Raw genomic sequence first — 26,182 nt, 5'->3', positions numbered from 1 at the left:
CGCTCGAATTGGGAGAGGACCCACAAGTGATGACCCGACGTTTTTCGAACCTTACTCACTTGGCCGCGTTCACGTTGCTCACGGCGACCCTTGGCGTTTCCGAGGCGGCCGCCCAGAACGAATCGATTTTGGCGGAAGTTTATGGACGGGGCGTGCACGCCTACTATTCGGGGAATTATGTCGAGGCGAACGACTACCTGACATCGGCGATCGACGGCGGCACGCGCGATCCTCGCGCTTACTATTTCCGCGGCATGGTCGAGCGGAATCAGGGCCGAACGGAAGAAGGCTTGGCCGATTGGCGTGAAGGTGCCCGCCTGGAGGCCCGCAACGGAGGCGGTGGAACGCTCTCCATTGGGCAATCTCTGTCCCGTTTCCAAGGTCCCGACCGGCTGGAACTGGAAAAGATCCGTCAGCAGGCCCGCCTGGAGGCCATGGCCACCGCGACGGAGCGATCGGATCAGCGATTGAGAGAACTGGGGGCCACGGGACGTGGAGCAGTTCGTCCGGCTCCCCGGGCGACCGAACCGGCCCCACGTGCCGCCCAACCCGCTCCGCCGGCGCCGGGATCGCCCGTTCCTGACAACCCCTTCGCAGACGACGGACCCGCGCTTGCAGATGGCCAGCCGGAAGTGGAGTCGGACAACGCTTTGGAAGGACTTGACGACAATCCCTTTGCCGATGACCCGGCGCCCGCAGGTGACGCCGCTGAGGCTGCCATGCCGACCGAAGATGCCGATCCGTTCGGCAATCCGGCGCCGGGCAGTGACTCCGGCGCCGATCCATTTGGCGGAGATCCCTTTGGCGGATCAGGAGACGCCGGCGATTCCGGCGATCCGTTTGGCGGGGATCCGTTTGGTAACTGAGCGTTGCTGAAATGAAGAAACGTCCTGAGCCCCGCGTGGGCTCAGACGCGGAAGAGGCGGCCAGAGCGGGCCGCCTTTTTTTGTTTCCGATTGCAACGGGGATGACCCGGCAAGGTGGCTCAGACGCCCGGCACAACCATCAACGTTGTGTCGCTGGACACTTCCCGTTTGCATGAGCCGCGGGTTTTCTCGCATCTGTCTGCAAATGAGTAACGACACTCGCCAGAGTGGCTTTCCGCGGCGATCGCGACGGGATTGACCGAGTCGTCGGACAGGGCCTGCCGTCTCAGAGGGCTATCCAACTGGACTGGCCGCGGGTGAGAATGTTAATGGCCGAGTCGGGTGATCCGGCACCGGATCCAAATCACCCGACTCATGGGCCATTAACGAGCGCTCCTAAACGAGGTGTCTCAGAAACGCTCGGCTGTCGGAAACGCAATTCCCCGTTGCGCTTCAAACGACCTTCCCTGGAAAGCGTGTGCGTCCGTGCTTCCTCCCTGACGCGTCGATTTTGCAACGCTCGTACCAAACGTCTGAGCGGGCCGTGCGTTTTTCTAGCGTCGCCCGTTTGTATTCGGTTTAGGGAGGATTCGATCACCTGGGTTGTGTATAGGGGCGAATCCTTGTCCCAGACGCCGTTCAGAAGACGGCGGAAAATCCAAGGCTGCTTGTTCGAATTCGCCAATCCCCAAGATCGTGCCCGCCAAATACGCAATTTCGAGAGGCGGTTGTGTAGAAACTAGGCAGCAGGGCTTTGGGAGCTGGGATGCGAGTCCCATTCACCCTCCGCTGGTGAGCTCAGCCAGGTTGTTTCGCCCTGCCTCCGGGAAGGTCGCTACCCGGGTTTGCGAGTTTTCAGACAGGGCCCGGTGCTTCAACCGCCATGCTTTTGCGGGGGCAAGTCCGCGGCCCGGGTAAGCTCTACCAGGCGAGCAAGAAAGAGTGGCCGTGCTTGGGGCGTACCGAGACGGCGGTGCAGAACCGGTCGGAAGTTCAGCGGGGAATGGGATTGCGGACAAACCACAGGCTCGCCCGCGGACGCATCAGACCAGATGGCGTCAGACCAGATAGCGTCGGATCAGATAGCGTCTTTGTGCGGCGGGAGCTGCGCGGCGGACGGGTTGGGAGGCACGATCCGCGTGACGCTGACCTTGGAACGTCGCAATTCTTCGATTTCCGCGGCCATTTCGGCGATCAGGTTGGCGATTTCCGTCCCAGCCGCTTCCCCAATATTGTTCATCAAGGCTTTGCGAGAATTGTATGTCAGGCCGTTGCTTGTCATTTTGGTTTCTCTCGTCTTGAGTTTGCAGGTGCCGGACTGAAACGACGCCGGGTGGTCAGACGAACTCAGCGAACCGGTTCTCTCTGACTATTCGACAACATTTAGTCAATGATTCTCGTTTTGCACGAAAAACTCACCAAAAAACTCGGTGAAAATGCACGGGGGGGTATGTTACTCCACTGTCACGCTTTTTGCCAGATTTCGCGGCTTATCCACGTCACAACCTCGCAGCAAGGCAAAGTGGTACGACAGCAATTGCAGCGGAACGACCGACACGATGGGCTGCAAAATGGAGGGGACATCTGGGATCCGAATCACGTCATCGGCGACGGCGTCGACCATCGGGTCTTCCTTGGTCGCCACGGCGATGATGGGGCCTCCCCGAGCTTTGACCTCTTCCATGTTGGCCATGACTTTGTCGTAGGTTGAACCCTGGGGCACGATGAACACGCTGGGGGTCTTGGTATCGACCAGAGCGATGGGGCCGTGTTTCATTTCCGCGGCCGGATAGCCCTCGGCATGGATGTAGCTGATTTCTTTCAGCTTCAATGCTCCCTCCAATGCCGTCGGGAAGTTGTACTGACGTCCCAGGTAGAGCACGTTGGTCGCGTCCTGGTACTTGTTGGCAACTTCTTTGACCCGTTCGTTGCAGTTGAGTGCTTCCTGGACCGCGCCGGGGATCCCATAAAGTTCTTGGATGATCCGTTGTCCGCCCTCGTAACTCAGGTGCCGAAGCCGGCCAAAGTACAAGGCCAGCATCGTCAAGATGCAGCACTGCGACGTGTAGGCCTTGGTACTGGCCACTCCAATTTCTGGTCCCGCGTGCAGGTACACGCCACCATCGGCCGCTTGTGCGATGGAGCTGCCCACCACATTGCAGATTGCGAGGGTGCGGTGTCCTTTTCGCTTCGTTTCCCGCAGTGCCGCCAGCGTGTCCGCGGTTTCACCGCTTTGTGTGATTCCGAACACCAACGTGTTGTTCTCAATCGGCGGATTTCGATAACGCAGTTCGCTGGCATATTCGACGCTGACCGGAATGCGTGCCAGTTCCTCGATCAGGTATTCACCGACGAGGGCCGAGTGCCAACTGGTTCCGCAACCGGTCAGGATGATTCGCTCGACGCTTCGAAGTTGCTGCGGTGTCAGGTTCAACCCGCCGAAGACGGCGGTCGCATTTTCCTCGTCCAGCCGTCCTCGCATCGCATTGCGCAAGGCTTCGGGCTGTTCGTAGATTTCCTTCAGCATGTAATGGTCAAACCCTTGCAGGCTGACTTCGTCATCAGCAGCTTCCAACGGTTGGATCTGCACGTTGACTTTCCCCTGGTCCCGGTGCAACACCGAGAAGCCTTCCGGCGTCAGGACCGCCAATTGATGATCGGCCATGTAGACAATTCGGTCGGTGCAACCGGCCAGTGGTGACGCATCGCTGGCGACAAAGAATTCCCCGTGGCCGACACCCAAAACTAGTGGGCTGCCGAAGCGGGCGGCGATCAACATCTGCGGACGCTCGCGGAAGGAAACGACCAGACCATACGTGCCTCGCAATTGGGCGATTGCCCACTGGACGGCCTGGACAAAACGCAAGTTCGGCGACTCGGGAGTTTCGGGGGTGACCTTGAGACCCTCGGCGATCAAATGAGCCACGACCTCGCTGTCGGTCGCGGATTTGAAGTCATAACCCTTTCCGATCAGCTCGTCTTTCAGGATCTGGAAGTTCTCGATCACCCCGTTGTGGACCAGGATCACTTCGCCGTCGCCCCCGACGTGTGGGTGCGCGTTGATTTCGGTCGCCGGACCGTGGGTGGCCCAGCGGGTGTGCCCGATCCCGGTGGGGCCGTCGGCGGCGTCACTTCCCAACCGCTGAGCCAAGGCCTCAATGCGACCGACCGAACGCGTCAGGTGCAGTTCGCCAGCGGACAGGATGGCAATGCCGGCGCTGTCGTAGCCGCGATACTCCAGCCGACGAAGGCCGTTGAGAAGAAAATGACCCGCGTTACCGGTTCCGACGTAACCGACGATTCCGCACATGATGTCACGACATTGGGAAGGTGGAGAGAAAATCAGGACGCTGTGATGGCCCAGACAAACCTAGCTCACGACTGGGGGGACGCCGACCCCAAGATTTTATCGGTTCGTTCCCTTTTTGCCGATTGTGATGTGTCGGCGAACCTGAAAAACCCTGCGGGACAATGGCGCTCGATTTGCCGCGGGGTCTGGCGTGGCTGCCCTCGCCAGATGGCGGTGATGCCCTCGCCAGATGGCGGTGATGCCGCCTGTTTCACCCTCCTCCTGCTGCGCTGATAGAGCCTAACGGCCGCCTGGGTTGGATCGCAATCCGAACCTCTGCCGCAATGCGCCGAAGTCTACGCCGCGCGAGCCGGTGCTTCGTCTTGCGGCAGCGACGCACCCAGCTGGTTCACCTGAGAGACCTTCAACCAACCGTCGGGACCGATCGAAAGGCAAGTCGTCTCCGGTTTGCAAAGCCGGGCCAGGACCCGTAGCTCCTCATTCCCGGGCGCCCGCTGGGCCCCCCACAGGATCAAGTCGACGGAGCCGAACGTGTGGGCCACCCTTTGCAGCCCCGCCGGGGTGGGCATCGGAACCAATTGGGCTTGCGCGTGCTGCTCGCGCAGTTGGCGATGGAACTCGCGCAGGCTAAGCGGGTTCCCGCCCAGTTCAAACAGGTCCACGGCGATGTAGCGGACCGTGGTCTCGGGTTGGGCTTTCCGAAGCGACTGCAGGATCGCGGCCGCGCGGCTTCCGTCACCCACCGAAACTTCCAGCACAGAGCCGACCGTTGACGACGGAATCAGCCGGCAGATTTTCTTTGCTTCACGCGTGAGGGTGATACCGCGTGATCGTTTCAGGACCTTGGGCGGTTCCGCGGCGACTGTGCCCGCCGAGACGGTGCCCGCAGATTCAGCGGTCGACGGAGCGCTCGTCGCGGCAACGGATTTCGGATCGGCGGAGGGTTTGGTGGAGCTTCCGCAGATCGAATTCCAGAGCTTGCGAAGTGGCATGTCGGCCTCGCGGTCGTGCGACAACAAAAGGAAAAGAAGGATCCAGGGAAAGCTTCGGCGTGGTGAAGACGGCAAATCGAAGGAATTTGCCACACGTTTGTTTGAACACGTTTTGGTAAGCTTTGCGGATTGCGATGTCTCGCCGACTCCCAGGAGAGAACACGACAGACTGGGTGGAGTCACCGGCCCCTCAATGCTCGGTCGTTCGTCTCGCGGATGTCGCGGCTGGAACTCCTGGCGGTGCTCCGGCGTGTTACCATCGGTCGGCAATGGCGATGGCAGCAGACTCTCATTCCACGGCGGCGATCAGGGCGAGGATTGGAACAGTGAAAGTTGGAAGCGGCGGCGGATTTCGGGCGATCGCGTACACGTTGAAAAAAGGACGCGAGGCGGGGGGCATTTGGAAGCTGTTTCGCGCCATGAAAACCCGGAACGCATGCAAAACCTGCGCTGTCGGCATGGGCGGGCAGAAGGGAGGCATGGTGAACGAACTGGGGCATTCCTTTGAGCTGTGCAAGAAGAGCTTGCAGGCGATGGTCGCCGACATGCAACCGGGAATCCAGCCGACGTTCTGGAAAGAGAATTCGCTGGCGGACCTGCAGCGTCTCTCGCCGCGGCAATTGGAGTCGTTGGGCCGTCTGATTCACCCGATCCGTATCCGCCAGGGCGAGAATCATTTCGAAGTCATCACGTGGAAGCAGGCTTTGGAAAGCATCGTCGACAAGCTGTCGGCGACCGAACCGGACCAGACGTTTTGGTATTTCAGCGGACGCAGCAGCAATGAAGCCGGTTTCTTGTTGCAGCTACTTGCTCGCCTGTATGGCACCAACAACGTCAACAACTGCAGCTACTATTGCCATCAAGCGAGCGGGGTTGGACTTCAGAGCAGCGTCGGTAGCGGCACGGCGACCATCGTGTTGGAGGACTTGGAAAAGGCGGACACGGTGTTCTTGATCGGTGGCAACCCGGCCAGCAATCACCCACGCTTGATGACCAGCCTGATGCGCGTCCGACGCGCCGGCGGCAAGGTGGTTGTGATCAATCCGGTTCGCGAAACCGGATTGGTGAAGTTCCGCATTCCCAGCGATCCCCTTTCGCTCCTGGTCGGCACCAAGATCGCCACCCACTACGTCCAACCGCACATCGGTGGCGACCTCGCTTTGTTGTGGGGGCTGGCCAAAGCGACCAAACAATTGGATGCCTTGGACGCCGACTTCCTGCAGCAACACACCAGCGGAACCGATCAATGGTTGGAACAGTTGGATGCGCTGGGCTGGCATGAGATTGAAACCAAATCGGGCGTGGCAAAAAGCGAGATCGAGCAGATCGCGGAGCTCTACGCCCACTCCAAACGTTGTGTGTTCTCCTGGACCATGGGGATCACGCACCATGCCCACGGCGTCGAAAACGTGCAGGCGATCGCCAACCTGGCCTTCGCACGCGGGATGGTCGGCCGCCCGGGGTGTGGGTTGATGCCGATTCGCGGTCACAGCAACGTCCAGGGCATCGGTTCGGTGGGCGTGACACCCAAGCTGAAACAACAAATCTTTGATGCGCTGCGTGATTCGTTCAACATTCACTTGCCCGAAACGCCGGGCCAAGACACGCTCGCGTGCATCGAATCCGCCGCGGCGGGACAGATGAAGGTTGGCGTGTGTCTGGGCGGAAACCTGTACGGATCCAACCCCGATTCCGTCTACGCCGCCGATGCCCTGTCACGGCTGGAGATGAACGTGATGATCAGCACGACGATGAACACCGGGCATGTCCATGGTCTGGCGCAGGAAACCATCATCCTGCCGGTTCTGGCACGAGACGAGGAACCGGAGCCCACGACCCAGGAATCCATGTTCAACTACGTTCGGATGAGCGATGGAGGGCCGGCGCGATTGCCCGGGCCGCGGAGCGAGGTCTCGGTGATTTCCTCCATCGGAAAACAACTGCTTCCCGACGTCGAGGGCGTTGACTGGGAGGAGCTTGCAAAGACGTCAACGATCCGTCGCTGGATCGGCGCGGTCGTTCCCGGCTACGACCAGATTGCCACCATCGACCAAACCAAGCAGGAATTTCAGATCGGCGGCCGGACATTTCATGATCCCCAATTCGCAACGCCCGACCGGCGCGGTGCCCTGCACTGCCACCGGCTACCGGAGTTGAAAGGTACCGCGACCCATCAGTTAAGGCTGATGACCGTGCGCAGCGAAGGCCAGTTCAACACGGTCGTTTATGAGGAAGAGGATCTGTACCGAAACCAGGACCGTCGGGATGTCATCTTGATGCATCCGGACGACTTGAAGGCGATGGGATTGCGGCATGATCAACGGGTGACCGTCCGAAGTGAAACCGGAGAGATGCCCGGGATCCTGGCACGCGGTTTTGAGTCGATTCGTCGCGGCAACGCACTGATGTATTATCCCGAATCCAACGTGCTGGTCGCGCGGCACGCCGATCCGCAGAGCAAGACGCCGGCGTTCAAGGGCGTGGTGGTCGAAGTGATCGCCAACTGAAGCAGCCGTTTTCGCGCCGGCTGGACTGCGCCCATTGCGTGAGCCGCGTGGCGCTTGCCGCGGGTGTTTTCACATCCAGCGGCGGGGAACGCTTCGCCGCTCATCGCACTGCACGTCGCAGTGTTTTTGATTGAAATTGCAGCTGTTCAGTCAGGCTTCGTCGGCGAATTCGATTTGCGTTTCGATGATGCGATCGGTGATGTCGAAGAAGGCGTCGATGCAGTCCGGGTCGAAATGGGATCCTCGTCCGTCTCGCAGGATGGAAAAGCATTTTTCCAACGGAAACGCCGGTTTGTAGGGGCGTTTGCAGGAGAGCGCGTCAAAGACATCGGCGACGGCGGTGATGCGTCCTTCCAAGGGAATGTCGGTGCCGGCCAATCCCAGTGGGTAACCGCTGCCGTCCCATTTCTCGTGATGCGTCAGTGCGATCCGGCAGGCCATCTGCAAAAACGGCGACTGAACCGATCCCAGAATCTTTCCGCCGATTTGAACGTGGCCGCGAACGAGTTGGGACTCGTGGCTGGACATCGGAGTGACGATTTTCTTTCCGAATGCGCTGTGCCGCTGCATGAATTCAAACTGCTCGTCAGTCAATCGTCCGGGTTTCAGCAAGATGTCATCGGGGATCCCGATCTTGCCAATGTCATGCAACTGGGCGGCAAGCTCCAGCGTATCCAGATACTCGGTTTCCAGCCCCAATTGCTGACCAATCAAACGCGCGTACCGGCCCACGCGTCGAACATGATTGCCCGTGTCGTCGTCACGAAACTCTGCCGCGCGGGCCAAGCAGTGAATGACTTCCAGGCGAGTTTCCTCTAACTGGCGGGTTCGCTGACGGACGGCCTGCTCGAGCATCGATGAATGGTCTTCCAGGTAGTCCTGGTGCGCCTTCACCGTCAGCACGTTGCGGATTCGGGCGGCCAGTTCGCCGCGATGGACCGGTTTACGCAAAAAATCGGTGGCTCCCAGGTCCAACGCCGCCAGTTTGGTGTCATCGTCCGAGTTGGCTGTCAGGATGATGATCGGCAGCGTGGACAATCTCGGGTTCGAGCGAATGCTGCGGAGCACTTCCAGCCCGTTCATGACCGGCATCTGAATGTCCAGAAGGATCAAGTCGTAGACTTCTTCTTCCAATTGCTGCAACGCTTGCACCGGGTCGGTGGAAAGCTGAAAGTTTTGGTAGCCCTCCAGGCACAGTAACTCTCGAATGACTTCCAAGTTCAATTCTTCGTCGTCGATCATCAGAATCCGCACGTGATGCGGATTCAGTTGCCGGGCGGTGGCGTGATCGCCGTGAGGTGCTTGAGCGGACGCGGGCCGTCGGCGTTGCTCTGGGGCAGTTCCCAGATTCAGCGGGGCTGCGGCGTGGGGCGTGCCGGTGGGCGTCGTCGGAGCGGAAGCATGCATTGGACGGTCGGGTTCAAAAGGAATTTCGCACGGTAGCGGGAGTCACGTCGGCATTCACGCGGGGAGATCATCGTCCGGATCGGGAACATCCATGCGTCGCAGCAGCCCTTCGATTTCTTCAAGTGCTTTCAGAGCACCCCGCCCATCTTCGGCTTTGGCAAAGGACTCCAGACGCTCGGCGGATTCTGTCAAACAGCCGAATCCCATCGTCCCGCCAGAACCTTTCAGCCAATGAGCCTGGGCGGCCAACTCGCCGTGGTCACCCTGTTGAATCGATTGCCGCATGTCGATCACGCGATCAGATAGCTTTTCATGAAAGCGGGTCACGATTCGGCGGAATTCCGGGCGATCCATTGGCAGCGTGGATCGGATTCCGTCCGCGGGGAGGTGGCTGGCCGTTGCGGAAATCGATTCCGGCCCGGAATTCGATTCACCGGGCGACCGAGTTGTCTTCGGCCGTGACACGGTGGATAGCTGTGCGGCGACGGAATCCAACAGTTCATCGATGTCGATGGGTTTGCGCAGATAAGCCGTGCAACCGGCGTTGATGCATTTCTCTTCATCGCCGCGCATCGCATGCGCGGTCAGCGCGATCACGGGCCGGTCCCAACCTTCTTTTCGCAGCATCGCGGTGGCAGTGTACCCGTCCATCACCGGCATCTGCATGTCCATCAGCACCAAGTCAAATTCGGTTGGCGTGTCGCGAAGCAACTCGACCGCTTCTTTCCCGTGGCTGCAGGACGTGACACGCGCGCCGTCCTCCGACAGCACCAATCCGATCAATTGACGATTGGTCTCTCCGTCGTCGCACACCAGGATGCTGGCACCTTCCAGTGACGCCCGGCTCTCGCCCAGATTCTGTCGTCGGGAAAGTGAATTGGAACGGACCGCCTCGGCCTGCTCGCAGCTGAGCATCGCAACGCCTTTCAACGATCCCGCCGCGACCTCTATTCGGAACGTGCTGCCAACGTCCGGGACGCTGGTGACCTGGATGTCGCCACCGAGCTCCTGGGCGATGGCTCGACTGATCGCCAGCCCCAGTCCGGTTCCCCCGAAACGACGAGTGATTGAATTGTCGGCTTGATCAAAGGGCGAGAAGATCCGTTCCAGGTTCGACGGATCGATCCCGATTCCGGTATCACTGACTTCAATGATGAACCGTGATTCTTCGCCGCAGAGTTTGACCGAAGCGCGGACTTTGACGCAGCCCTGCTCGGTGAACTTGATGGCATTGCCAACCAGGTTCATGATCAATTGTCGCAAGCGGGCCGGATCGGTGGTGATCGTCTCCGGCACTTCGGTTTCCCAGACGCTCTCCAGCGAGAGGCCCTTCTCCAACGCGATCACGCGCAGAATCGAAATCACCTCGCAGATGATGGCGTGTGGAGAACAGACCGTTTGTTCGATCTCCATTCGCCCGGCTTCAATCTTCGTCAAATCCAGAATGTCGTTGATCAGAGTCAGCAGGTGCTGACCGCTGGAGTGGATCGTGTCCAGGTACTCCTGCTCCCGACCGGGCTCCCCGGCACCACGGCGAAGGACTTCGGCGAATCCGAGGATCCCGTTCAGCGGCGTTCGAATCTCGTGGGAGATGTTCGCTAAGAACTCGCTCTTGCTGCGGTTTGCCAGCTGCGCCTGGTCTTTGGCAAAGGTCAGTTCTTGGACGTATCGCTGGCGATCGGTCAGGTCGTGGATCGTCGCTTGGATCATCGTTTCTCCTTCGATCTCGGCGACGCTCAAGACGACTTCGCATGGAAAGGTGCCATCATCCGATTTCTGGCATTCCCAATCGAAGGCTTGGCTTCCCTTCCGGATCGCCTGAGCCGCGTACTGCTTCAACAGACCGGACGAACTTGCCCCGGAAGGTTGTTTCGGCGGCGACAGGTCGACCAAACTGCGCCCCAGGAATGAACTTCGGTTGGTGAGCTTGAACAGCCGACCGGCCGCACGATTGCAATCGACAATTGAGTCGTTGCGGAGGATCAAAATCGCGTCTCGGGTGGATTCGAACAGCGCCCGGAACTTCTGTTCGTTCTGTCGCGATTTCAGCTCGGCTTCGCGACGTTCTTTGATTTCAATCGACAGGCGTTCGTTCAATCTGGCCAGACGCCGCTTTTCGACCTGCAGGATCTCATTGTTGCGACGGTCGGTGATGTCAACGATTGATCCTTCAAAATAGGGATCCGATGCGGAATCGACACGACGTGCGTTGATCGAGACCCAAATGTGTTTCTGGTCCGCGCGTCGAAACTCGGCTTCAAAGCCCGCCACCTTCCCGTTCGTCTGCAGAAGGTGTGTGAACGTTTGCCAGGCCCGCGGATCCTCGAACACATCGACTGCGGCATCGTCGACCTGGGATGCCACTTGTTGGGGCGATTCGTAGCCGGTGATCTCGGCGAACGACCGATTGACCAACAGCACCCTGCCCTGCGGTGAAAGCTGAAAGATCCCTTCCCTGGCGTTTTCAAACATGCTGCGAAATCTCGCCTCGGCCTCCGCCAGGCGGTCCGCGGTTTTCGTGTGCTTGGTGATCTCCACGGTGACGCGTTGGAGGACCCGGTTGTACTGCCGCGCAATCGCACCCAATTCCACGAACCGCTGGGGAGAAACACGTCGGTGAAACACACCCGAACGTCGGTGCAGGTTCATTTCTTTGTTTAAGTCGGACAATTCTGTTGTCGCCTGGTGTTCGGCGATGTTCAGGCCCAGGATCTCGGCGCGTTTCGAAACACGCAGCAGGCCCAAACGCGCGAGGGCGAAGCACACCAGGGCGCTGCCGGTAAAGGCCCAGGCGAAACAGGTCGCAATGCCTTCGATTTGAATCCCCAGTTGCTGCCACCTGGAAAGGCCCGTGGTCCACTGCGACGGGGCGGATAACAGTGCCACCGCGACGGTGCCCCAGGAGCCTGCGGCGGCATGGGCCGGGACGGCACCGATCGCATCATCGATCCGCATTCGGACCATCGCGTAGGTGCTGGCGGTACAAACCGCGCCGCCGACGGCGCCGCACAGGGCGGACGCGGCCGGCGAGAACAGGTGGCAGCCAGCGGTCACGCTGACCAGGCCGGCGATGATTCCGTTGAGCGAGTGGTCGACGACCGGACGCCGCTCGACGCACGATGAAACACACATTGCGGCAAGACCACCGAACACGGCGCCCAAGTTTGTGTTGAGCAAGATGGACGGCAATGCGTCGCTAACCACCAGCGTGCTGCCGCCATTGAATCCGAACCAGCCGAACCACAAAACCAGTGTTCCGACCGCCGCCATGGGCAGGGAGTGCCCGTGGATTGGGCGATGCTTGGTGCCGAACCGGCCCAGACGTGGCCCCAACACGATGACCGCTGCCAGGGCGGCCCAGCCGCCGAGTGAATGAACGACGGTCGAACCGGCAAAGTCGATGAATCCCCGCGCCGCGAGGTACCCGGGTTGGTTTCCAACCAGAGCGCCGCCCCAAGCCCAATGGCCGAAAAGCGGATACAGCAGCCCGGCGATCAGAGCGGTCAGAGTCAGGTAGGACACGAACCGCATCCGTTCCGCCACCGCACCCGAGACGATCGTGGCTGCCGTGCTGCAAAACACGGACTGAAACACCAGGAACGCCAACGTCTTGGTGGTCGCTTCGGAGTCGCAGAAAAAGTGGTCTGTCCCGTACAGACCGCTGTGGCTGGTGCCAAACATCAGCCCGAACCCCAGCAGCCAAAACGCCGCCGCGGACACGCAGAAGTCCGCGATGTTCTTCATCGCAACGTTGATACTGTTCTTGCTGCGAACCAGCCCGCTTTCTAACAAGCAGAAGCCGGCTTGCATCAGCATCACCAGTGCCGAGGCAACCAGGACCCAAGTCAGGTCGAGCGGATTATCAAGCATTGAAAACACCCGTCGTGTACAACTCATTCACGACCGCGCCGGACGTCAACGACGCCGCAGAACGGTGTATCGATCGGATGTTTCACTGCTCCGCCGTTGCCTGCCAGTCGGCGCGCAAGTGATTGGCAAAGCGCCGTGAGCGCGCAGTTGATCTCGTCGGAGACGCGTTACCACGCAGGCAATTTCTCGAATCCCGACGGCGATCCTGCCCCACCCGTTACGCGAAATCTAGGACGCGGTAGAACGCGCGCGATCAACGAAGAGGTTTTTGGCGGGAATCCGATCCGGTGGAAGCGGCGTCAAGCCGTCCACCGGCCGCATCGTCCGCTCATTTGGCAAAGTTCGTCTAACCGGCGTGACGGTCACTGGCGGCCGCGATGGCAACTGCAACCGAATGCGTCATCGGCGGGAACGGTGGACGAAATGCCGCCTGCCTGATCCCAGAAGAATGGCGGCCGGGGCGCGGCATCGCCGAAGCGATTCATGCGATCCGCCTCGAACACTTGGCCGTTGGCGATGACGTATTGCACTTTCTCGCTATCGCGAATGTTCTTGCTCGGGTCGGCGCCGGAACGCAACACGATCACGTCGGCCAATTTACCGGCCTCAAGTGATCCAAGGTCTCCGTCCAGGCCGAGGTACTTGGCTCCGTTGATCGTGCCACACTGCAGGGCTTGCATCGGCGTCATGCCGCCCTGGACGAAACTCCACATTTCCCAGTGCGTGCAGATGCCGGGCAACTGTCCGTGACCACCGGCTTGGACCAGACCGCCTTGTTCGACGACCTGGCGAGCGATTTCGGCAACCCGGATGTGGTTGTAGTCTTCCAGGGGAGACTTCTCGCGCCGCCGGGCTCGCGGGTTGAGCACGTCGGGGGGAATGAAAGTTTGCAGCCGGGTGTGCAACCACAGGTCATCAATCTGGTACCAGTACTGCTCGCCCGAGAGTCCACCGTAGGCAACGTTCAGCGTCGGTGTGTAGCCGACGCCCGTGTCTCGCCACAAATCCATGACGTCGTCGTATGCGGTTTGAACCGGTAACGTGTGTTCGATTCCGGTATGCCCGTCGACGATCATGGACATGTTGTGCATGAACGTGGATCCGCCTTCGGGGACGACCATCATGTTCAGCTTCCGCGCCGCGGTGAGCACTTGCTGACGCTGGTCACGCCGCGGCTGATTGTAGCTCTTGACGGTGAAGGCTCCAACGGCCTTCATCCGACGCAAATGAAATTCGGCATCGGACAAGCTGTCGATTTCCGCCTTTGCGGCCCCGGTCGCTCCGTACAAAATCGTTCCGGTTGAGAAAGTGCGGGGCGCGTTGATCAGTCCTGCTTTCGTCATTTCGCTGGCCGCGAAAATGCTGTGGGTGTCGTTGCTGGGGTCGTGGATCGTGGTCACCCCGAAGGCCAGCCGAGCGTAGTCCAGCCAGTTGTGCTGTGGAGTGATTCCGTGAGTCGCCTGCGCGCCGTGGGCGTGTGTGTCGATGAATCCGGGCAGCACGATTTGCCCTTTCAATTCGATCCGCGTGGCCGAATCGGGAATTTGAATCTGATCGGCGGGGCCAACCGCCTCGATCCGGTTTCCACGGATCAAAACGGTGGCATTTTCCAGCACGCCTTGCGAACCCATGGTCAGCACCCGTCCTCCGATCAACGCGACCGATCCTTCCGGTTTGGCGTGGGGATGGGAAAAACCAATCGCGACGGATTGTGGCTGGTCGGTTGAGTCCGCCGTCGGTTCGGACTTTTCGCCAGCCGCGTCTTGGGAATCGCTCTCATCGCCCCGCATCAATGCGGTCATTTCCCGGGACACGTCGACGCTGAACAGTTCCGGACCCAAGCTCCAATGCAGTGTTTTTCCATCGCCGGAAAAATGGATGAAATCACCGGCCTGGTCGCTGACCTTGGCCGTGGGAACACCCTTGCCATCCGGGCCGACTTGGATCGGGCTCGGCGACTGCACGAAGGGAGCCAGGAATACGTGATAACGTTCGATCAAGGCGACCGATTGGCCGTCCGGAGAAACACGAAAGTCCGTTGCCCAGTCGCTGCGGTAGTGGGTGCGCACGTCATGGCCCTGGAGATCCACCGAGCACAGCGTGACATTATCGGCGTCTTTTTCCTGATTGCGTCGCGTCAGAAATAAACGGTCGCCGGAACTTCCAAACTGTGGGTTGACGCCGTCCTCGGTGACCAAGCGTGGCGGACCGCCGCGGGTCGGCGCGACGTAGATGCCCTGCTGACGGGACCAAAGCGGGGACCGGATTCGGCCGCCGCCGCGTTTCTCGTACACGATTTGGCTGCCGTCGGGCGTGAACACCGGGTTCAGGAAATGCCCGGGCTGTTCGCTGACGATCCAGTTCTCGCTTGCGGCGGGATCGCTCGACGCCACCCGAATCGTCCCCAACGATTGATCGTTCCAGGTCGTGTAAACGATGTAGCGACCGTCGCGTGAAAAACTGGGCGAGAATTCGAAGTGAGTCTGCTGGTCGGTCAGCCGCACCGGTTCCCCATCGGGAAGAGCACGCAAATAAAGATGGCCGAGCGCCTGGTAGACAACCTGATCGCCGCTTGGCGACACGCTGACGTCGCGTAGCATCTTGACGTCGAACCGATCTTTCGCCACCGGGATCTGGTGACGCACCGCCGGTTGCACCGTCCGCTGTTCTTTGATTCGAAACGGGATGACTTGCATCGTTCCGTCGGCGACATCGATGCGACGGATCTTTCCCTTGGCCCAGACGACAATGCCCTGGCCATCAGGAGTCCAGTCGTATCCCGTGTACACCCCGTGAATCGCCCATGCTTCTTGCATGTCACGTTCCAGATCGTCGTAAACCAATCGGATGGCGCCCGACTGCAAATCGAACAGATGCAGCCCGGTTTTGGCACCGACACGGCGGACGAACGCCAAGGTTTTTCCGTCCGGCGAGGGAGCCGGTCGGCAGGCCCCGCCGGGTCCGCGGATCAGCGTCTCGGTTGAACCTTCCTGCAGGTCCAAACGCTTGATCGCATAGATCCCTTTGTGCGAGTCCTTGTTGTACTCAAAGGTGTCTCCCGGCGTGACGTCTTGGCTGTAATACAGGTAGCGTCCGTCGGGTGAGAAGACGGGCTCATTGACGTCCTTCTGATCGTTGGGGCGCTTGGTCAGTTGGACCCCGGCGGTGGCACCGCTGTGAATCGCGTCCCGGTGATACATCCACATTTCGCCAGCGCCCAGCGACCGGCGGCTGGTGAAGTGCTTCCGCGCGACAAGGTATTGTCCGTCGGGTGACCAGGTCGGGCTGCAAAGTAGACGAAACGTTTCGCTGGTGACCTGCTGCGGTTTGGACCCGTCACGGGCCATGATCCAAACGTTGTCGCCGCCCTTTCCGCCGCGACCCGTTCGATCGCTTGTCAGGGCGATCCAGTTCCCGTCAGGACTGAACCGGGGCTGCATGTCCCAGGCAACGGAATCGGTTAAGTTCTTTGGGAATTGACCACCGGTCGCCTCGGTCCCGTCGGCCCCCGTGATCGGCATCACGTAGACGTCGCCAAGCAGGTCAAACGTGATCGACTGACCGTCGGGGCTCACGTCCAGGTTCATCCAAGTGCCGGTGTCACAATCGATCGGCTGGCGACGATTGGGGCCGGGCGGCGAGTCCACGTCCCAGTCCTTGTCCGACTTGTTCTGCCCGGCTTTGTCTTCGGCCGGGTTGGAGTCGGCTTCGGTCGACGAGGTGGCTTCTGAAGTCGCGTCTGGCGAGGCGCCTTCGGCTGGACGGTCCGGCCAGGCGACCAGGCACGCGTGCAATGCGACGGGTAGCAGCAAGACTCGGATCAAGATTTTGGCGGCCATGAATCAATTGTTGGAGATCGCGGTCAATGAAAGGACGGAGACGAAGTCTAGCTTGCATGTTGGCGGGACACCCGTGGCGCGTCCAGCAGACGGAGCCCGCCAGAAATCACTTTGCCGGAGGTCGTGCAGTTTTCCGAGCCGGTAAAAACGTGCTTTTCTGAATTCACCCTCCCGGCGGGAGGGTGAATTCTTCTCGCACTTTTGAATGGGTGTGGGGCGTTGCCAATGACACGCATTGGGCTCGGATCACTTGCCACGTTTCGGATTCAACGGCAGAACGTTTGCCCGACGTGCGTAGGCTTCCCATTGCTTGGCCAGCTTTTCGACCACTTCCGGGTGCTCCTCCGCCAAGTCGGTCTGTTCGCTGCGATCTTGGGCAATGTTGTACAGCTCCCACGAGCCCTTCGCCCCTTTGGCCACCAGCTTGTAGTCTCCATTGCGAACCGCTCGATTCCCTTCGTGCTCCCAGAAAATAGCCTCGCGATCGATCGCTTTTCCCGAAAACGTTGGAGCCAGGCTGACGCCTTCCATGGGTTTGATCGGTTGGCCGTCATGAGAGGTTTTCGGGTACTCCGCACCGGAGACGTCCACCGCAGTGGCCATCAGGTCGATCAAGTGGGCGGGAGTCTGCTCCAATTTTCCGGCACGTTTCACCTGGTCAGGCCAATGCACGATCAGCGGCGTTGAGATCCCGCCCTCGTGTGTGAAGTGTTTGTACTCGCGGAATGGCGTGTTGGAGACGGTTGCCCAAGCTTTCCCGTAAGCGATGTAGGTGTCGGGTGGGCCCGCCATGACTCCTCTGCCCGTGCGAACGGGGTACCCATCCCTCGTCTGCTGCGGTTCCATGCGTGGCTGCAGGTCACTGTCGGCCATCGGCGGCATCGTTGGTTCAGAGTTTCGTGGAGCCGCTTTGCCACGGCGCCCATACTGCTCGGCGCATCCGCCGTTGTCCTGGAAGAAGCACAACAAAGTTGAATCCAGTTGCCCGGTTTCGCGAAGCGATTGAACGATTCGCCCAATCCCCTGGTCCATGTTGTCGATCATGGCGGCGTACACTTCCATGTTCCGCTTGTCCCATTCCCAAAACTCGCGTTCCTTGGCTGCGGGATCAATTGGGAATAGCGTGGTCGCGTCCGCGTCAATCAGACCAAGCGAAATGAGTTTCTCGTAGCGTGCCTGCCGGATGGCGTCGTATCCCGCATCGTACTTTCCGGCATAGCGTTGGATGTCTTTTTCCAGGGCGTGCATCGGCCAGTGCGCCGCCGTGTAGGCGACGTACATGAAGAACGGTGCATCGGCAGTTTGTTCGTGGTGTTCTTTGATGAAACGGACGGCGTGATCCGAAATCGCGTCGGTGTAGTAATACGTTTCACCGGGCCATTGATCGGGGCCGTATTCCGGATCGGCGTGGGGTGAGATGTACTGGTTGTCCCGCGTCAACGTGTTCGGGTCGTAGAAGCTTCCCGCACCGTGAATGGTCCCGTAGAAGCGATCGAATCCGCGTTGCAGCGGCCAGTTGTGTTTGTCGGCTTCGGACTTCGGTTGGGTGGCCTTGGTGACGTGCCATTTTCCAGACATGTAAGCGCGATACCCGGCCGATTTGAGCGCTTCGGCAATCGTCACGCAGTTCCGGTTCAGGTCGCCGCGATAACCGTCGTAGCCGCGGTCGTTCATCATGTGTCCCACGCCGGCCTGGTGCGGGTACAGCCCGCTGATCAGGCTCGCTCGCGTGGGGCAGCATCGGGCCGTGTTGTAGAACTGCGTGTAGCGAAGGCCGTCGGCGGCCAAGGCATCCAGATTCGGCGTGTTGATCTCGCTGCCATAGCAGCCAATGTCCGAAAACCCCATGTCGTCGGACATGATGTAAATGATGTTCGGGGGAGGATCCGCGGCGAGCGCGGCTGCGGAGGAAGCCAGGAACAGCAACGCCGCGAGCAGACGGAATTTCATAAGATCACAGGTCATCGATTGGTCGGGAAACGGGGAAGTGTCGAGAAACGGGGGAGTCGCCGACGCGGATGCGTCAGAATAATCCATGGCCGGCGCGGGGGACGCCCCGCCCCGTTCGTTTCCGGACTCGGAAATCGGTTGGTTCCAGCTGCCTATTGGGGATCGGAGCCGATGTCAAACACGACCTTGAACGAATTCGGTTGGGTCGCCGAGTGGAACGCTTGCTCCACCTGATCGAGCCGGAAGCGATTCGTGATCAATCCGTCGACATCGATGACGCCGGTCTGCAGGGCATCCATGGCCTTGTCAAACGGGCCGCAACGCGATCCGACCAAGTTGATTTCGTCGATCACGATCGCCGCCAATGACAGTTCATGCGTTCCGGCGACGGTCGTTTTCAGCACCACCGTCCCGCGAGGTCGGACCAGCTGTACCGCCATGCCCAATCCGGTCGTCGATCCGGTGCAATCGACAACCACATCAAACGCATGGTGTGGCAGATCTGCCGGGTCCGGCGCCGCGACTGTGGCGACGGATTGGCCCTTGTCGGCGAAGCGTGCGAGTTTGTGTTGATGTTTTCCGAACACCGTCACGTGTTCGCTGTGGAGTGACAGAACCTGTGCGGAGAGGAACCCGAGGCGTCCGTCGCCGATCACGGCCACACGATCCGACTTGGTGATGTCAACCTGATCGGTGATCTGAAAGGCGGCCGCAAGGGGTTCGACGAAGACCGCCTGGTCGTCGCTGACCGATTCGGGAACCGCGTGCAAGTTGGATTCCGGAATGGCAAGCCACTGTGCAAAGGCTCCGTCGTGGCGATCGATCCCAACGACGGTTCGGTGGGGGCAATGGGTGGGACGTCCGGCCTGGCAGGTGGCGCATTGACCGCAACTGCAATTAATCTCCCCGACGACTCGCCGACCAGCGTGACCGCCGGTCTCCGCGATGCCCACGAACTCATGCCCCGGGACGCCGCTGAAGCCCATGTAGCCACGTGCCAATTGCAGGTCTGTCTCGCACACGCCCGCTTGGATCACGCGCACCAGTGATTCCTGCTCGCCTGGCGTTGGCAGGGGATAATCATCGCGAAAACGGAGGGTTCCCGCATCGAGCGTGATGGCGTGCATGGTTGTCGTCGGATTGCAAGAAATCGGTGGAGTATCACACGCGAACGGTCCGGCCGTCCGTCCGACGGCGTGATAGGATAGGTCGACCGCGATCGGAATTGGCAAGCTCTTGCCAGCCAAGCCCATACTAGCCAACCCCCTGCCAGCTAAGCCCAAACCAGCCAAGCCACGCTAGGTCGCGCAAGATCGTGGCGGCAACTGCATGGACCATCACAAAGTCGGATGCGAAAGGAATTCTACTGGATCGGCGTGTTGCTGCTGGCGATGTGGTTGGTGCGCATCGTCGACGCGACGATCCCGTACCGGTTGACGGACTATGGGTTGCAACCGCGAACATGGGATGGCTTGGCCGGCATCCTGTTCATGCCGTTCCTGCACGCCGACTTCAGTCACCTGTTCAGCAACTCCGTGTCGTTGGTGATTCTGTTGGCATTGCTGGTCGCGAGTCGCCGATCGCCGTGGATGCTGCTGGTCGTGATGTACCTGGTCGGCGCGGCGCTGCTGTGGTTGTTCGGGCGAAACGCCAACCACGTCGGGGCCAGCGGATTGGTTTTTGGGCTGGTCGGTTTTTTTCTTGTCGGCGGATTGGTCCGCCGAAGTCCCATCCCCATCGCGGTGGCGATTGCGGTGGGGATCCTGTTCGGCGGAACGTTACTGTCAGGCATTTTGCCCAGCTCGGGGGCCCCGATCAGCTGGGACGGACATCTTTGCGGGCTGATTGGCGGGGCGGCCACGGCGTATCTGGCCGGTGAGGGACGCCAGCCGTTCTCACGCGGTGATCGCGGTTGATGTCGACGCGTCGTTGGCCGCGTGGCGCTAGTGAATGCCAGGCTCCTGCCCGGGGGACCGCCCGACCAGAAAGTCAAAGTCGCAACCCTGGTCAGCCTGGGTGACGTGCTTGGCATACAACCGTCCATAGCCACGTTCGGGAACGGGTTTGGTGACCGGTTTGGCGTCCCGTCGCTTTCGGATTTCGTCATCGGAGACGTCCCAGTGGATCCGTCGATTCGGGACATCGATTTCAATCATGTCCCCGGTGTGGACATGCGCCAGGGGGCCGCCGGCGGCGCTCTCGGGCGCGATGTGCAATACGCACGTTCCGTAGCTGGTCCCGCTCATCCTGGCGTCACTGATGCGAACCATGTCGCGGATTCCCGACTGCAGCAACTTTTTCGGGATGGGCAACATGCCCCATTCGGGAAAGCCCGGGGCACCGAGCGGTCCGGCGTTGCGAAGGATCAAGACGCTGTCCGCGGTGACATCCAACTCGGGGGCGTGCAGCTGTTGTTTCATTTCCGGGTAATTGTCAAAGACCACCGCCGGTCCACGGTGGACCAGTAACTTCGGATCGGCCGCAATGGACTTGATCACACAGCCGTTGGGGGCCAGATTGCCGGTCAACAGACAAGTCCCTCCAGCCTCCGACACCGGATTCTCACGCGTGCGGATGACTTCGTTGTCGATCACTTCGGCGTCCCGAATCTGTTCGCCCAGCGTGATCCCGGACACCGTGCGGCAGTCGGTATCGATCAGGTCGGTCAGTCGTGACAGCAGCGCGGGGAGCCCACCGGCGTTGTAAAAGTCTTCCATCAAGAAGCGACCGCCGGGGCGGATGTCTGCCAGCACCGGAGTCGAACGCGAAATCTCGTCAAACCGTTGCAGGGTCAGTTCCATTCCCAGCCGACCCGCGATCGCAATCAGGTGCACGATGGCGTTGGTGCTGCCGCCGATGGCCAGCGAGGTTTTGACGCCGTTCTCAATGGAAGCCGGCGACAGCACGTCCGACGGTTTCAGGTTTCGCCAAGCCATTTCCACCGCCAGGCGACCGGTGCGGGTGGCCAGGCGGCTGTGATCGGCAAAAACCGCTGGAGTGCAAGCGGCACCGCCCAGCGACATGCCCATCGCTTCGGTCACGCATGCCATCGTGCTGGCGGTCCCCATGGTCATGCAGGTGCCGGCCGATCGGGCGATACAGTTTTCGATGCAGTTCCAGTCGCGGTCGCAAAGGTTTCCGGCGACACGTTCATCCCAGTACTTCCAGACGTCGCTACCGCTGCCCAGCGTTTCGTTTTTCCAGCGTCCCTTCAGCATCGGGCCGGCGGGAAAAAAAATCGATGGGATGTCGGCGCTGATCGCCCCCATCAGCATCGCCGGGACGGTCTTGTCGCATCCGCCCATCAACACCGCCGCGTCGATCGGGTGGCAGCGCAAAACTTCCTCGACCTCCATCGCCAGCAGGTTGCGATACAGCATGGTCGTGGGCTTCATCATCATCTCGCCCAGCGACATCACCGGAACCTCCACCGGGAATCCGCCTGCCTGCAGGATTCCGCGGCGGACCTCGGACGCCCGATCGCGAAAGTGCGAATGGCAGGTGTTCATTTCGCTCCACGTGTTCAGGATCGCGACCACCGGCCGGTCCTGGTAATCCACGTCGTCAAAGCCCATCCCCTTCAACCGCGAGCGGTGACCGAAGGATCGCATGTCGTCGGGAGCAAACCAGCGGGCGGAACGAAGCTGGGCGGGGTCTTTGGGGAAGTCAGGAGTCACGAAAGAACTTTCCGGAAGGAACGGTGGATGGGGGTCAAGCGAGGGGGCCGCGAGACGCACAGCGTACCGGTTGCGACGCGGGGCTGCTTCCCGGCCATCCGTTCGGCGCTCGGGAATCGCTTCGGGCGGGTTCGGCGTGGAGACGTGCTTCCGTCGGTCAGGTCGGCAGATCCGACGTCTGGGAGTCAAAGATTTCGTTGAAGATGTGGCGATTGATCATGCGAGCCTGGCGGACGAGCGCTTCGATCATTTGCGGATCGGGTTCCTGCATCAAAAACGCCAGGTCGCGCATCATCGCTTCGTCGTCCGGCAATTCGTGACGCGCCGGCGTGTTCATCAGCCGGAGGTTTGCCTCCACACCGCGGAGTGTTCGGTAGTTGTTGATCAGCTTGGCGGCGTGCTCGTGAGACAACCGTTCCGCATCAGCCAGCTTTCCCAACGATTCGATCGTGCCACTGGCCAGAATGTCGGGACATTCCGCAATGTTTCTCAGCGTCAGCATTTGGGCAATCAGTTCCACGTCGACCGTGCCACCGGGACCACGCTTCAGGTTTTCGTCTCCCGCGGTCTCCTGCATTCGCATCCGCAAGTCACGGATTTCACCGGCCATCGCGCCGTGCCATTTGGACATTCGCAGCGTGTCCACCAAGGCGGTGTTTGCCCGGCGTCGGACATGCCGCGATCCGGTGATCACTCGCGCTTTGCAAAGCGCCAGCCGTTGCCACAGCGGCGCCAAGCCCCGCTGAAACCGCTGCATGAATTGATCCAGGGAAACCGCCAGGACGCCTTCCTCGCCGGTGGGGCGCAACCGACCGTCCAATTCGTACAGGCGACCGTAATCGCTGGAGTGGTTGATGCGGCTGACGATCGCGGCGGTCAATTGATTGAAGAACTGTGCGTTGGTGATCGTCTTGCGCGGGCCGCCGACGCGTCGTTGGGTTTGGCCATCGCCGGTGTACAGGAACACCACGTCCAGGTCGCTGTGATAATTCGGTTCGCGTCCGCCGAACTTTCCCAAGGCCAACGCGACCAGTTCGGCCGGCTGGCCGTGTTCATCAACCGGATCGCCGAAGCGGACCGCCAAACGTTCCTGTTCGTACTCGGCAACCCGACGGACACAGGCCTCGGCGGTGTCGGACAGCGAGCGATGTGTCGCTTCGACCGGTTCCTTCCCCAGCATGTCGCGGACGCCGATCATCAAATGGGCGCTGTTCTTGAATCCGTGCAAGACCATGTCGATGTCGGCGGCCCGTCGACACAGGTCGATCGATTGGGCGTCCAGACGCTCGGCCGATGGCAGCCGGTCCATGAGCAGGGAATCGATCAATTCGTCGATCATGCCCGGCATTTCGATCAAGATGTCGCTCAGGTACGGCGTCGCGGCGCAAAGCCGAATCATCAGTTGCATGGTCGCGCGGTTGGTTCCGAGCAACTCCCACAAGCTGGCTTTGCCGCCGATCGAATCGGCGACTTCGGACATCGTCCGTAGCGTCCGGTCGGGGGCCGGCGTCTTGGCGATCTCGGACAGCAGGTCGGGGGCGATGGATGCAAAGAAGTGACGACACCGACGTTGGGACAGGAATCGTACCGATTCGGTCGCCAGCGACGTCAGGTCATCCATCGCTCGCATCGGGTCGCTGAGCGAATGCCGCGATAACACCTGCCGCACCAGTTCAGGATCGGGTGACGGGTCCAGCACCAATTCGGTTTCGACGGCGAAGTCCTCCGGCTGATCCGCATCATCGGCCTGGGGCGCGTCGACCATCAGGTGGTTCAACACTTTCCGATTGAGCGCAAAGGTGTCCCGCAGCTGCGATTGAAATCGATCCAGATCGCCGCCGACGCCGTTGGGGCTTCTCACGCCCAATTGCCACGCCAGGCGACGGCGCATCAGGTCGTCATGCGGCAGACAGCTCGTGTAGCGGCCGAACATCACCGACAACTGGTGCTGCAGTCGGCACAGCCGGCCGTAGCCCTTGGCCAGCACGCTTGCTTCCTGGTGCGTCAGGCATTTTTCGCGTTCCAGCGCGTCGATCGCCTCGGTCGTGCTGCCGACGCGGACAGACTTGCTGTCGCCCCCATGCAATAACTGCAGGAACTGGATCATCAGCTCGATGTCGTCCCGACCACCGGGGGCGACGCTGACATCGTCGCCGTCGGTCTGTTCCGATTCGAAGCGTCGTTTCAGTTTGCGGCGCAGGGAACGAATATCGGCGAAGTCTTGCCGGCTCATGAACCGGCGAAAGATCCACGGTTGCAGCCGGGAGAGAAATTGTTTTCCCAGGCTTGGCGATCCGGCAACCACGCGTGCCTTGGTCAGTGCCACGCGCTGCCAGGTCCGTCCCTCGGACTCCAGACGTTTGGCGGTCAAGTCGCTGCTGCCGATCAGCACGTCGTGGCCCAGCGGACGAAAGGAGGTATCGACGGCGAACGACAGGGCGGCTCCGTCGTCGGATCCTACCAGCTGGATCACATCCCGGGCGAATTGGTCCACAAAGTCTCGATGCGCCTGGTTCTTCTCTTCAATCGCGTCGTACAGGAACAGCAACTCCAACGGATTGCCATATCCCATTTCTTTTCCACCGAGATGTCCCAAACCGATCACGGTCATTTGGACCGGCCGGTCATCGATTCGGCGAGGGATCCCGACCTGTTTTGCCAGCCGCCGCGTGACGAACTGGATTGCGGCTTCGAGCACGGCGTCGGCGACGAACGCCAATTGGCGACCGACGCTGTCGGGACTGAGGTCGCGGACGAATTCGCCGTAGGCGATCCGGATCACTTCCCGGCTGACAAACTTGCGGATCGCCAGCGCCGCCCTGCTGGGACTTTCCAGCTGACCCAATTCGGTCACCAACTCGTCAACGAGAAACTTGCGCTCGGCGGGTTGGCCGTCGCTGGCCCGCATCAGGTCAAAGCTTTCCGGATCGGCGATCAAGCGGTTGGCCAACGTTTGGCTGGTGGCAAACACCTGCAACAAGGCCGGCAATGCGGCCTCGTCGCGTTCGAACAGGGCCAACAGCGACGTCGGCGAGCGACTGGCCGCGATGAAGCGATCCAAATTCGCCACGGTCGAATCCAGATCGTCCATGTCGTGGAAGTGTTGCTGCAAGCGGTCTCGCAGCATGGCCAGCAGATCCGCGGGGGCGCCGCAGTTCCAAATCGAACGGAGGTGATTCTCCGCGGTCGGCCAATGATCGAAGCGTTGGGGATCGATCCAGTCGAACGACCCGTTGTCGCTGGTGGTGGAGTCGGCGGATGGCGTCTGAGGACTCGAAGAAGACGGCGGCTGCACGGAATTATCAGTCTTTCAAAGGAAACGGGAACAGCCGCCGAACCGGTGGGTTTCGACAGACTGCAGCAGGATCGATCCGCCTTCCGCAAGTGGCCGAGACGTCTTCGCGCGAGGAAAGGATTGCCGAGGTCCGACGCGCGCAAAACCGGGGAACTCTCCGACACCTCCCCCAGTCTAAATTCCCCAGGGTTTTGCGTTAAGTGCTTCGTTGATGACGTAGGGTTGTCCACGAATGGGGCATTTCGTTGGCACCCCCCGGAATAATTGCGTGCAATCTCGATTTGGATCTGTTTCCCCAAGCGACCGACGCGTTCGAAGCTCGTCCAGATCCCGCCTGCGGTGGTTGCGACGTCGGTTGTTCGCGACGACTGAGATTTGTCGCCACTTCCGTTGAGTCTCGGCAACACCGGCTTGTTGACTTTTCGCATCACGAGACGCCACGGTGACCGGCGGAGTTTTCTCGCAAACC

General features: G+C 60.5%; 13 protein-coding genes. 3 read left to right on the top strand and 10 right to left on the bottom strand.

The window, feature by feature from the left end; genetic code table 11:
- The first annotated feature begins 29 nt into the window (after window positions 1-29).
- A complete protein-coding gene (locus FYK55_RS07885; protein ID WP_150075818.1) occupies window positions 30-866 on the top strand; it encodes a tetratricopeptide repeat protein in 837 nt (278 codons plus the stop codon).
- A gap of 1,078 nt (window positions 867-1,944) precedes the next feature.
- Here the strand turns inward: FYK55_RS07885 and FYK55_RS07880 are convergent.
- The 3 genes from FYK55_RS07880 to FYK55_RS07865 all read right to left on the bottom strand — a co-directional run bounded on the left by FYK55_RS07880 (window position 1,945) and on the right by FYK55_RS07865 (window position 5,168).
- Window positions 1,945-2,148 carry a hypothetical protein gene (locus FYK55_RS07880; protein WP_150075817.1) on the bottom strand — a complete coding sequence of 68 codons (204 nt, stop codon included), beginning with the start codon at window positions 2,146-2,148 and terminating at the stop codon, window positions 1,945-1,947.
- Between the two features lie 171 nt (window positions 2,149-2,319).
- Window positions 2,320-4,176, bottom strand: coding sequence for a glutamine--fructose-6-phosphate transaminase (isomerizing) (gene glmS / locus FYK55_RS07875; protein WP_150075816.1), 1,857 nt, complete (start codon window positions 4,174-4,176; stop codon window positions 2,320-2,322).
- Between the two features lie 335 nt (window positions 4,177-4,511).
- Window positions 4,512-5,168, bottom strand: coding sequence for a hypothetical protein (locus FYK55_RS07865; protein ID WP_150075814.1), 657 nt, complete (start codon window positions 5,166-5,168; stop codon window positions 4,512-4,514).
- Between the two features lie 275 nt (window positions 5,169-5,443).
- Between FYK55_RS07865 and FYK55_RS07860 the strand changes: the two genes are divergently transcribed.
- Window positions 5,444-7,675: an FdhF/YdeP family oxidoreductase gene (locus tag FYK55_RS07860; RefSeq protein ID WP_150075813.1), complete on the top strand. Its 2,232-nt coding sequence runs from the start codon at window positions 5,444-5,446 to the stop codon at window positions 7,673-7,675.
- Between the two features lie 150 nt (window positions 7,676-7,825).
- On the opposite strand, the gene FYK55_RS07855 is transcribed toward FYK55_RS07860, so the two are convergent.
- The 5 genes from FYK55_RS07855 to FYK55_RS07835 all read right to left on the bottom strand — a co-directional run bounded on the left by FYK55_RS07855 (window position 7,826) and on the right by FYK55_RS07835 (window position 19,868).
- A complete protein-coding gene (locus FYK55_RS07855) occupies window positions 7,826-9,082 on the bottom strand; it encodes an HD domain-containing phosphohydrolase (RefSeq protein WP_150075812.1) in 1,257 nt (418 codons plus the stop codon).
- 54 nt (window positions 9,083-9,136) lie between these two features.
- Window positions 9,137-12,952 (bottom strand): ammonium transporter, encoded by a 3,816-nt coding sequence (gene amt, locus FYK55_RS07850; protein ID WP_161604369.1) that lies wholly within the window; start codon window positions 12,950-12,952, stop codon window positions 9,137-9,139.
- Between the two features lie 362 nt (window positions 12,953-13,314).
- Window positions 13,315-16,791, bottom strand: coding sequence for an amidohydrolase family protein (locus FYK55_RS07845; RefSeq protein WP_150075810.1), 3,477 nt, complete (start codon window positions 16,789-16,791; stop codon window positions 13,315-13,317).
- A gap of 246 nt (window positions 16,792-17,037) precedes the next feature.
- Window positions 17,038-18,756 carry an arylsulfatase gene (locus tag FYK55_RS07840; RefSeq protein ID WP_235908504.1) on the bottom strand — a complete coding sequence of 573 codons (1,719 nt, stop codon included), beginning with the start codon at window positions 18,754-18,756 and terminating at the stop codon, window positions 17,038-17,040.
- Between the two features lie 137 nt (window positions 18,757-18,893).
- Window positions 18,894-19,868 carry an MDR/zinc-dependent alcohol dehydrogenase-like family protein gene (locus FYK55_RS07835; protein ID WP_150075808.1) on the bottom strand — a complete coding sequence of 325 codons (975 nt, stop codon included), beginning with the start codon at window positions 19,866-19,868 and terminating at the stop codon, window positions 18,894-18,896.
- Window positions 19,869-20,090: 222 nt separating this feature from the next.
- Here FYK55_RS07835 and FYK55_RS07830 point away from each other — a divergent pair, with 222 nt between their 5' ends.
- Window positions 20,091-20,657: a rhomboid family intramembrane serine protease gene (locus tag FYK55_RS07830; protein ID WP_150075807.1), complete on the top strand. Its 567-nt coding sequence runs from the start codon at window positions 20,091-20,093 to the stop codon at window positions 20,655-20,657.
- 27 nt (window positions 20,658-20,684) lie between these two features.
- On the opposite strand, the gene araD is transcribed toward FYK55_RS07830, so the two are convergent.
- Entirely contained in the window at window positions 20,685-22,418 is a 1,734-nt protein-coding gene (gene araD, locus FYK55_RS07825) for an L-arabinonate dehydratase (RefSeq protein ID WP_150075806.1), read from the bottom strand.
- Window positions 22,419-22,575: 157 nt separating this feature from the next.
- Window positions 22,576-25,713, bottom strand: coding sequence for a [protein-PII] uridylyltransferase family protein (locus FYK55_RS07820; protein ID WP_150075805.1), 3,138 nt, complete (start codon window positions 25,711-25,713; stop codon window positions 22,576-22,578).
- Window positions 25,714-26,182 lie beyond the last annotated feature (469 nt).

The sequence above is a fragment of the Roseiconus nitratireducens genome (assembly GCF_008629675.1).
GTDB classification, from domain to species: domain Bacteria; phylum Planctomycetota; class Planctomycetia; order Pirellulales; family Pirellulaceae; genus Stieleria; species Stieleria nitratireducens.
Note: the sequence above shows the minus strand (reverse complement) of the source record. Positions and strands in the feature narration are given on the sequence as shown.

Bases quoted from the DNA above. Each gene is read 5' to 3' on its own strand.
- FYK55_RS07885 (WP_150075818.1), top strand. From the start codon at position 30: ATGACCCGACGTTTTTCGAACCTTACTCACTTGGCCGCGTTCACGTTG.
- FYK55_RS07880 (WP_150075817.1), bottom strand. From the start codon at position 2,148: ATGACAAGCAACGGCCTGACATACAATTCTCGCAAAGCCTTGATGAAC.
- glmS (WP_150075816.1), bottom strand. From the start codon at position 4,176: ATGTGCGGAATCGTCGGTTACGTCGGAACCGGTAACGCGGGTCATTTT.
- FYK55_RS07865 (WP_150075814.1), bottom strand. From the start codon at position 5,168: ATGCCACTTCGCAAGCTCTGGAATTCGATCTGCGGAAGCTCCACCAAA.
- FYK55_RS07860 (WP_150075813.1), top strand. From the start codon at position 5,444: ATGGCAGCAGACTCTCATTCCACGGCGGCGATCAGGGCGAGGATTGGA.
- FYK55_RS07855 (WP_150075812.1), bottom strand. From the start codon at position 9,082: ATGCATGCTTCCGCTCCGACGACGCCCACCGGCACGCCCCACGCCGCA.
- amt (WP_161604369.1), bottom strand. From the start codon at position 12,952: ATGCTTGATAATCCGCTCGACCTGACTTGGGTCCTGGTTGCCTCGGCA.
- FYK55_RS07845 (WP_150075810.1), bottom strand. From the start codon at position 16,791: ATGGCCGCCAAAATCTTGATCCGAGTCTTGCTGCTACCCGTCGCATTG.
- FYK55_RS07840 (WP_235908504.1), bottom strand. From the start codon at position 18,756: ATGACCTGTGATCTTATGAAATTCCGTCTGCTCGCGGCGTTGCTGTTC.
- FYK55_RS07835 (WP_150075808.1), bottom strand. From the start codon at position 19,868: ATGCACGCCATCACGCTCGATGCGGGAACCCTCCGTTTTCGCGATGAT.
- FYK55_RS07830 (WP_150075807.1), top strand. From the start codon at position 20,091: ATGCGAAAGGAATTCTACTGGATCGGCGTGTTGCTGCTGGCGATGTGG.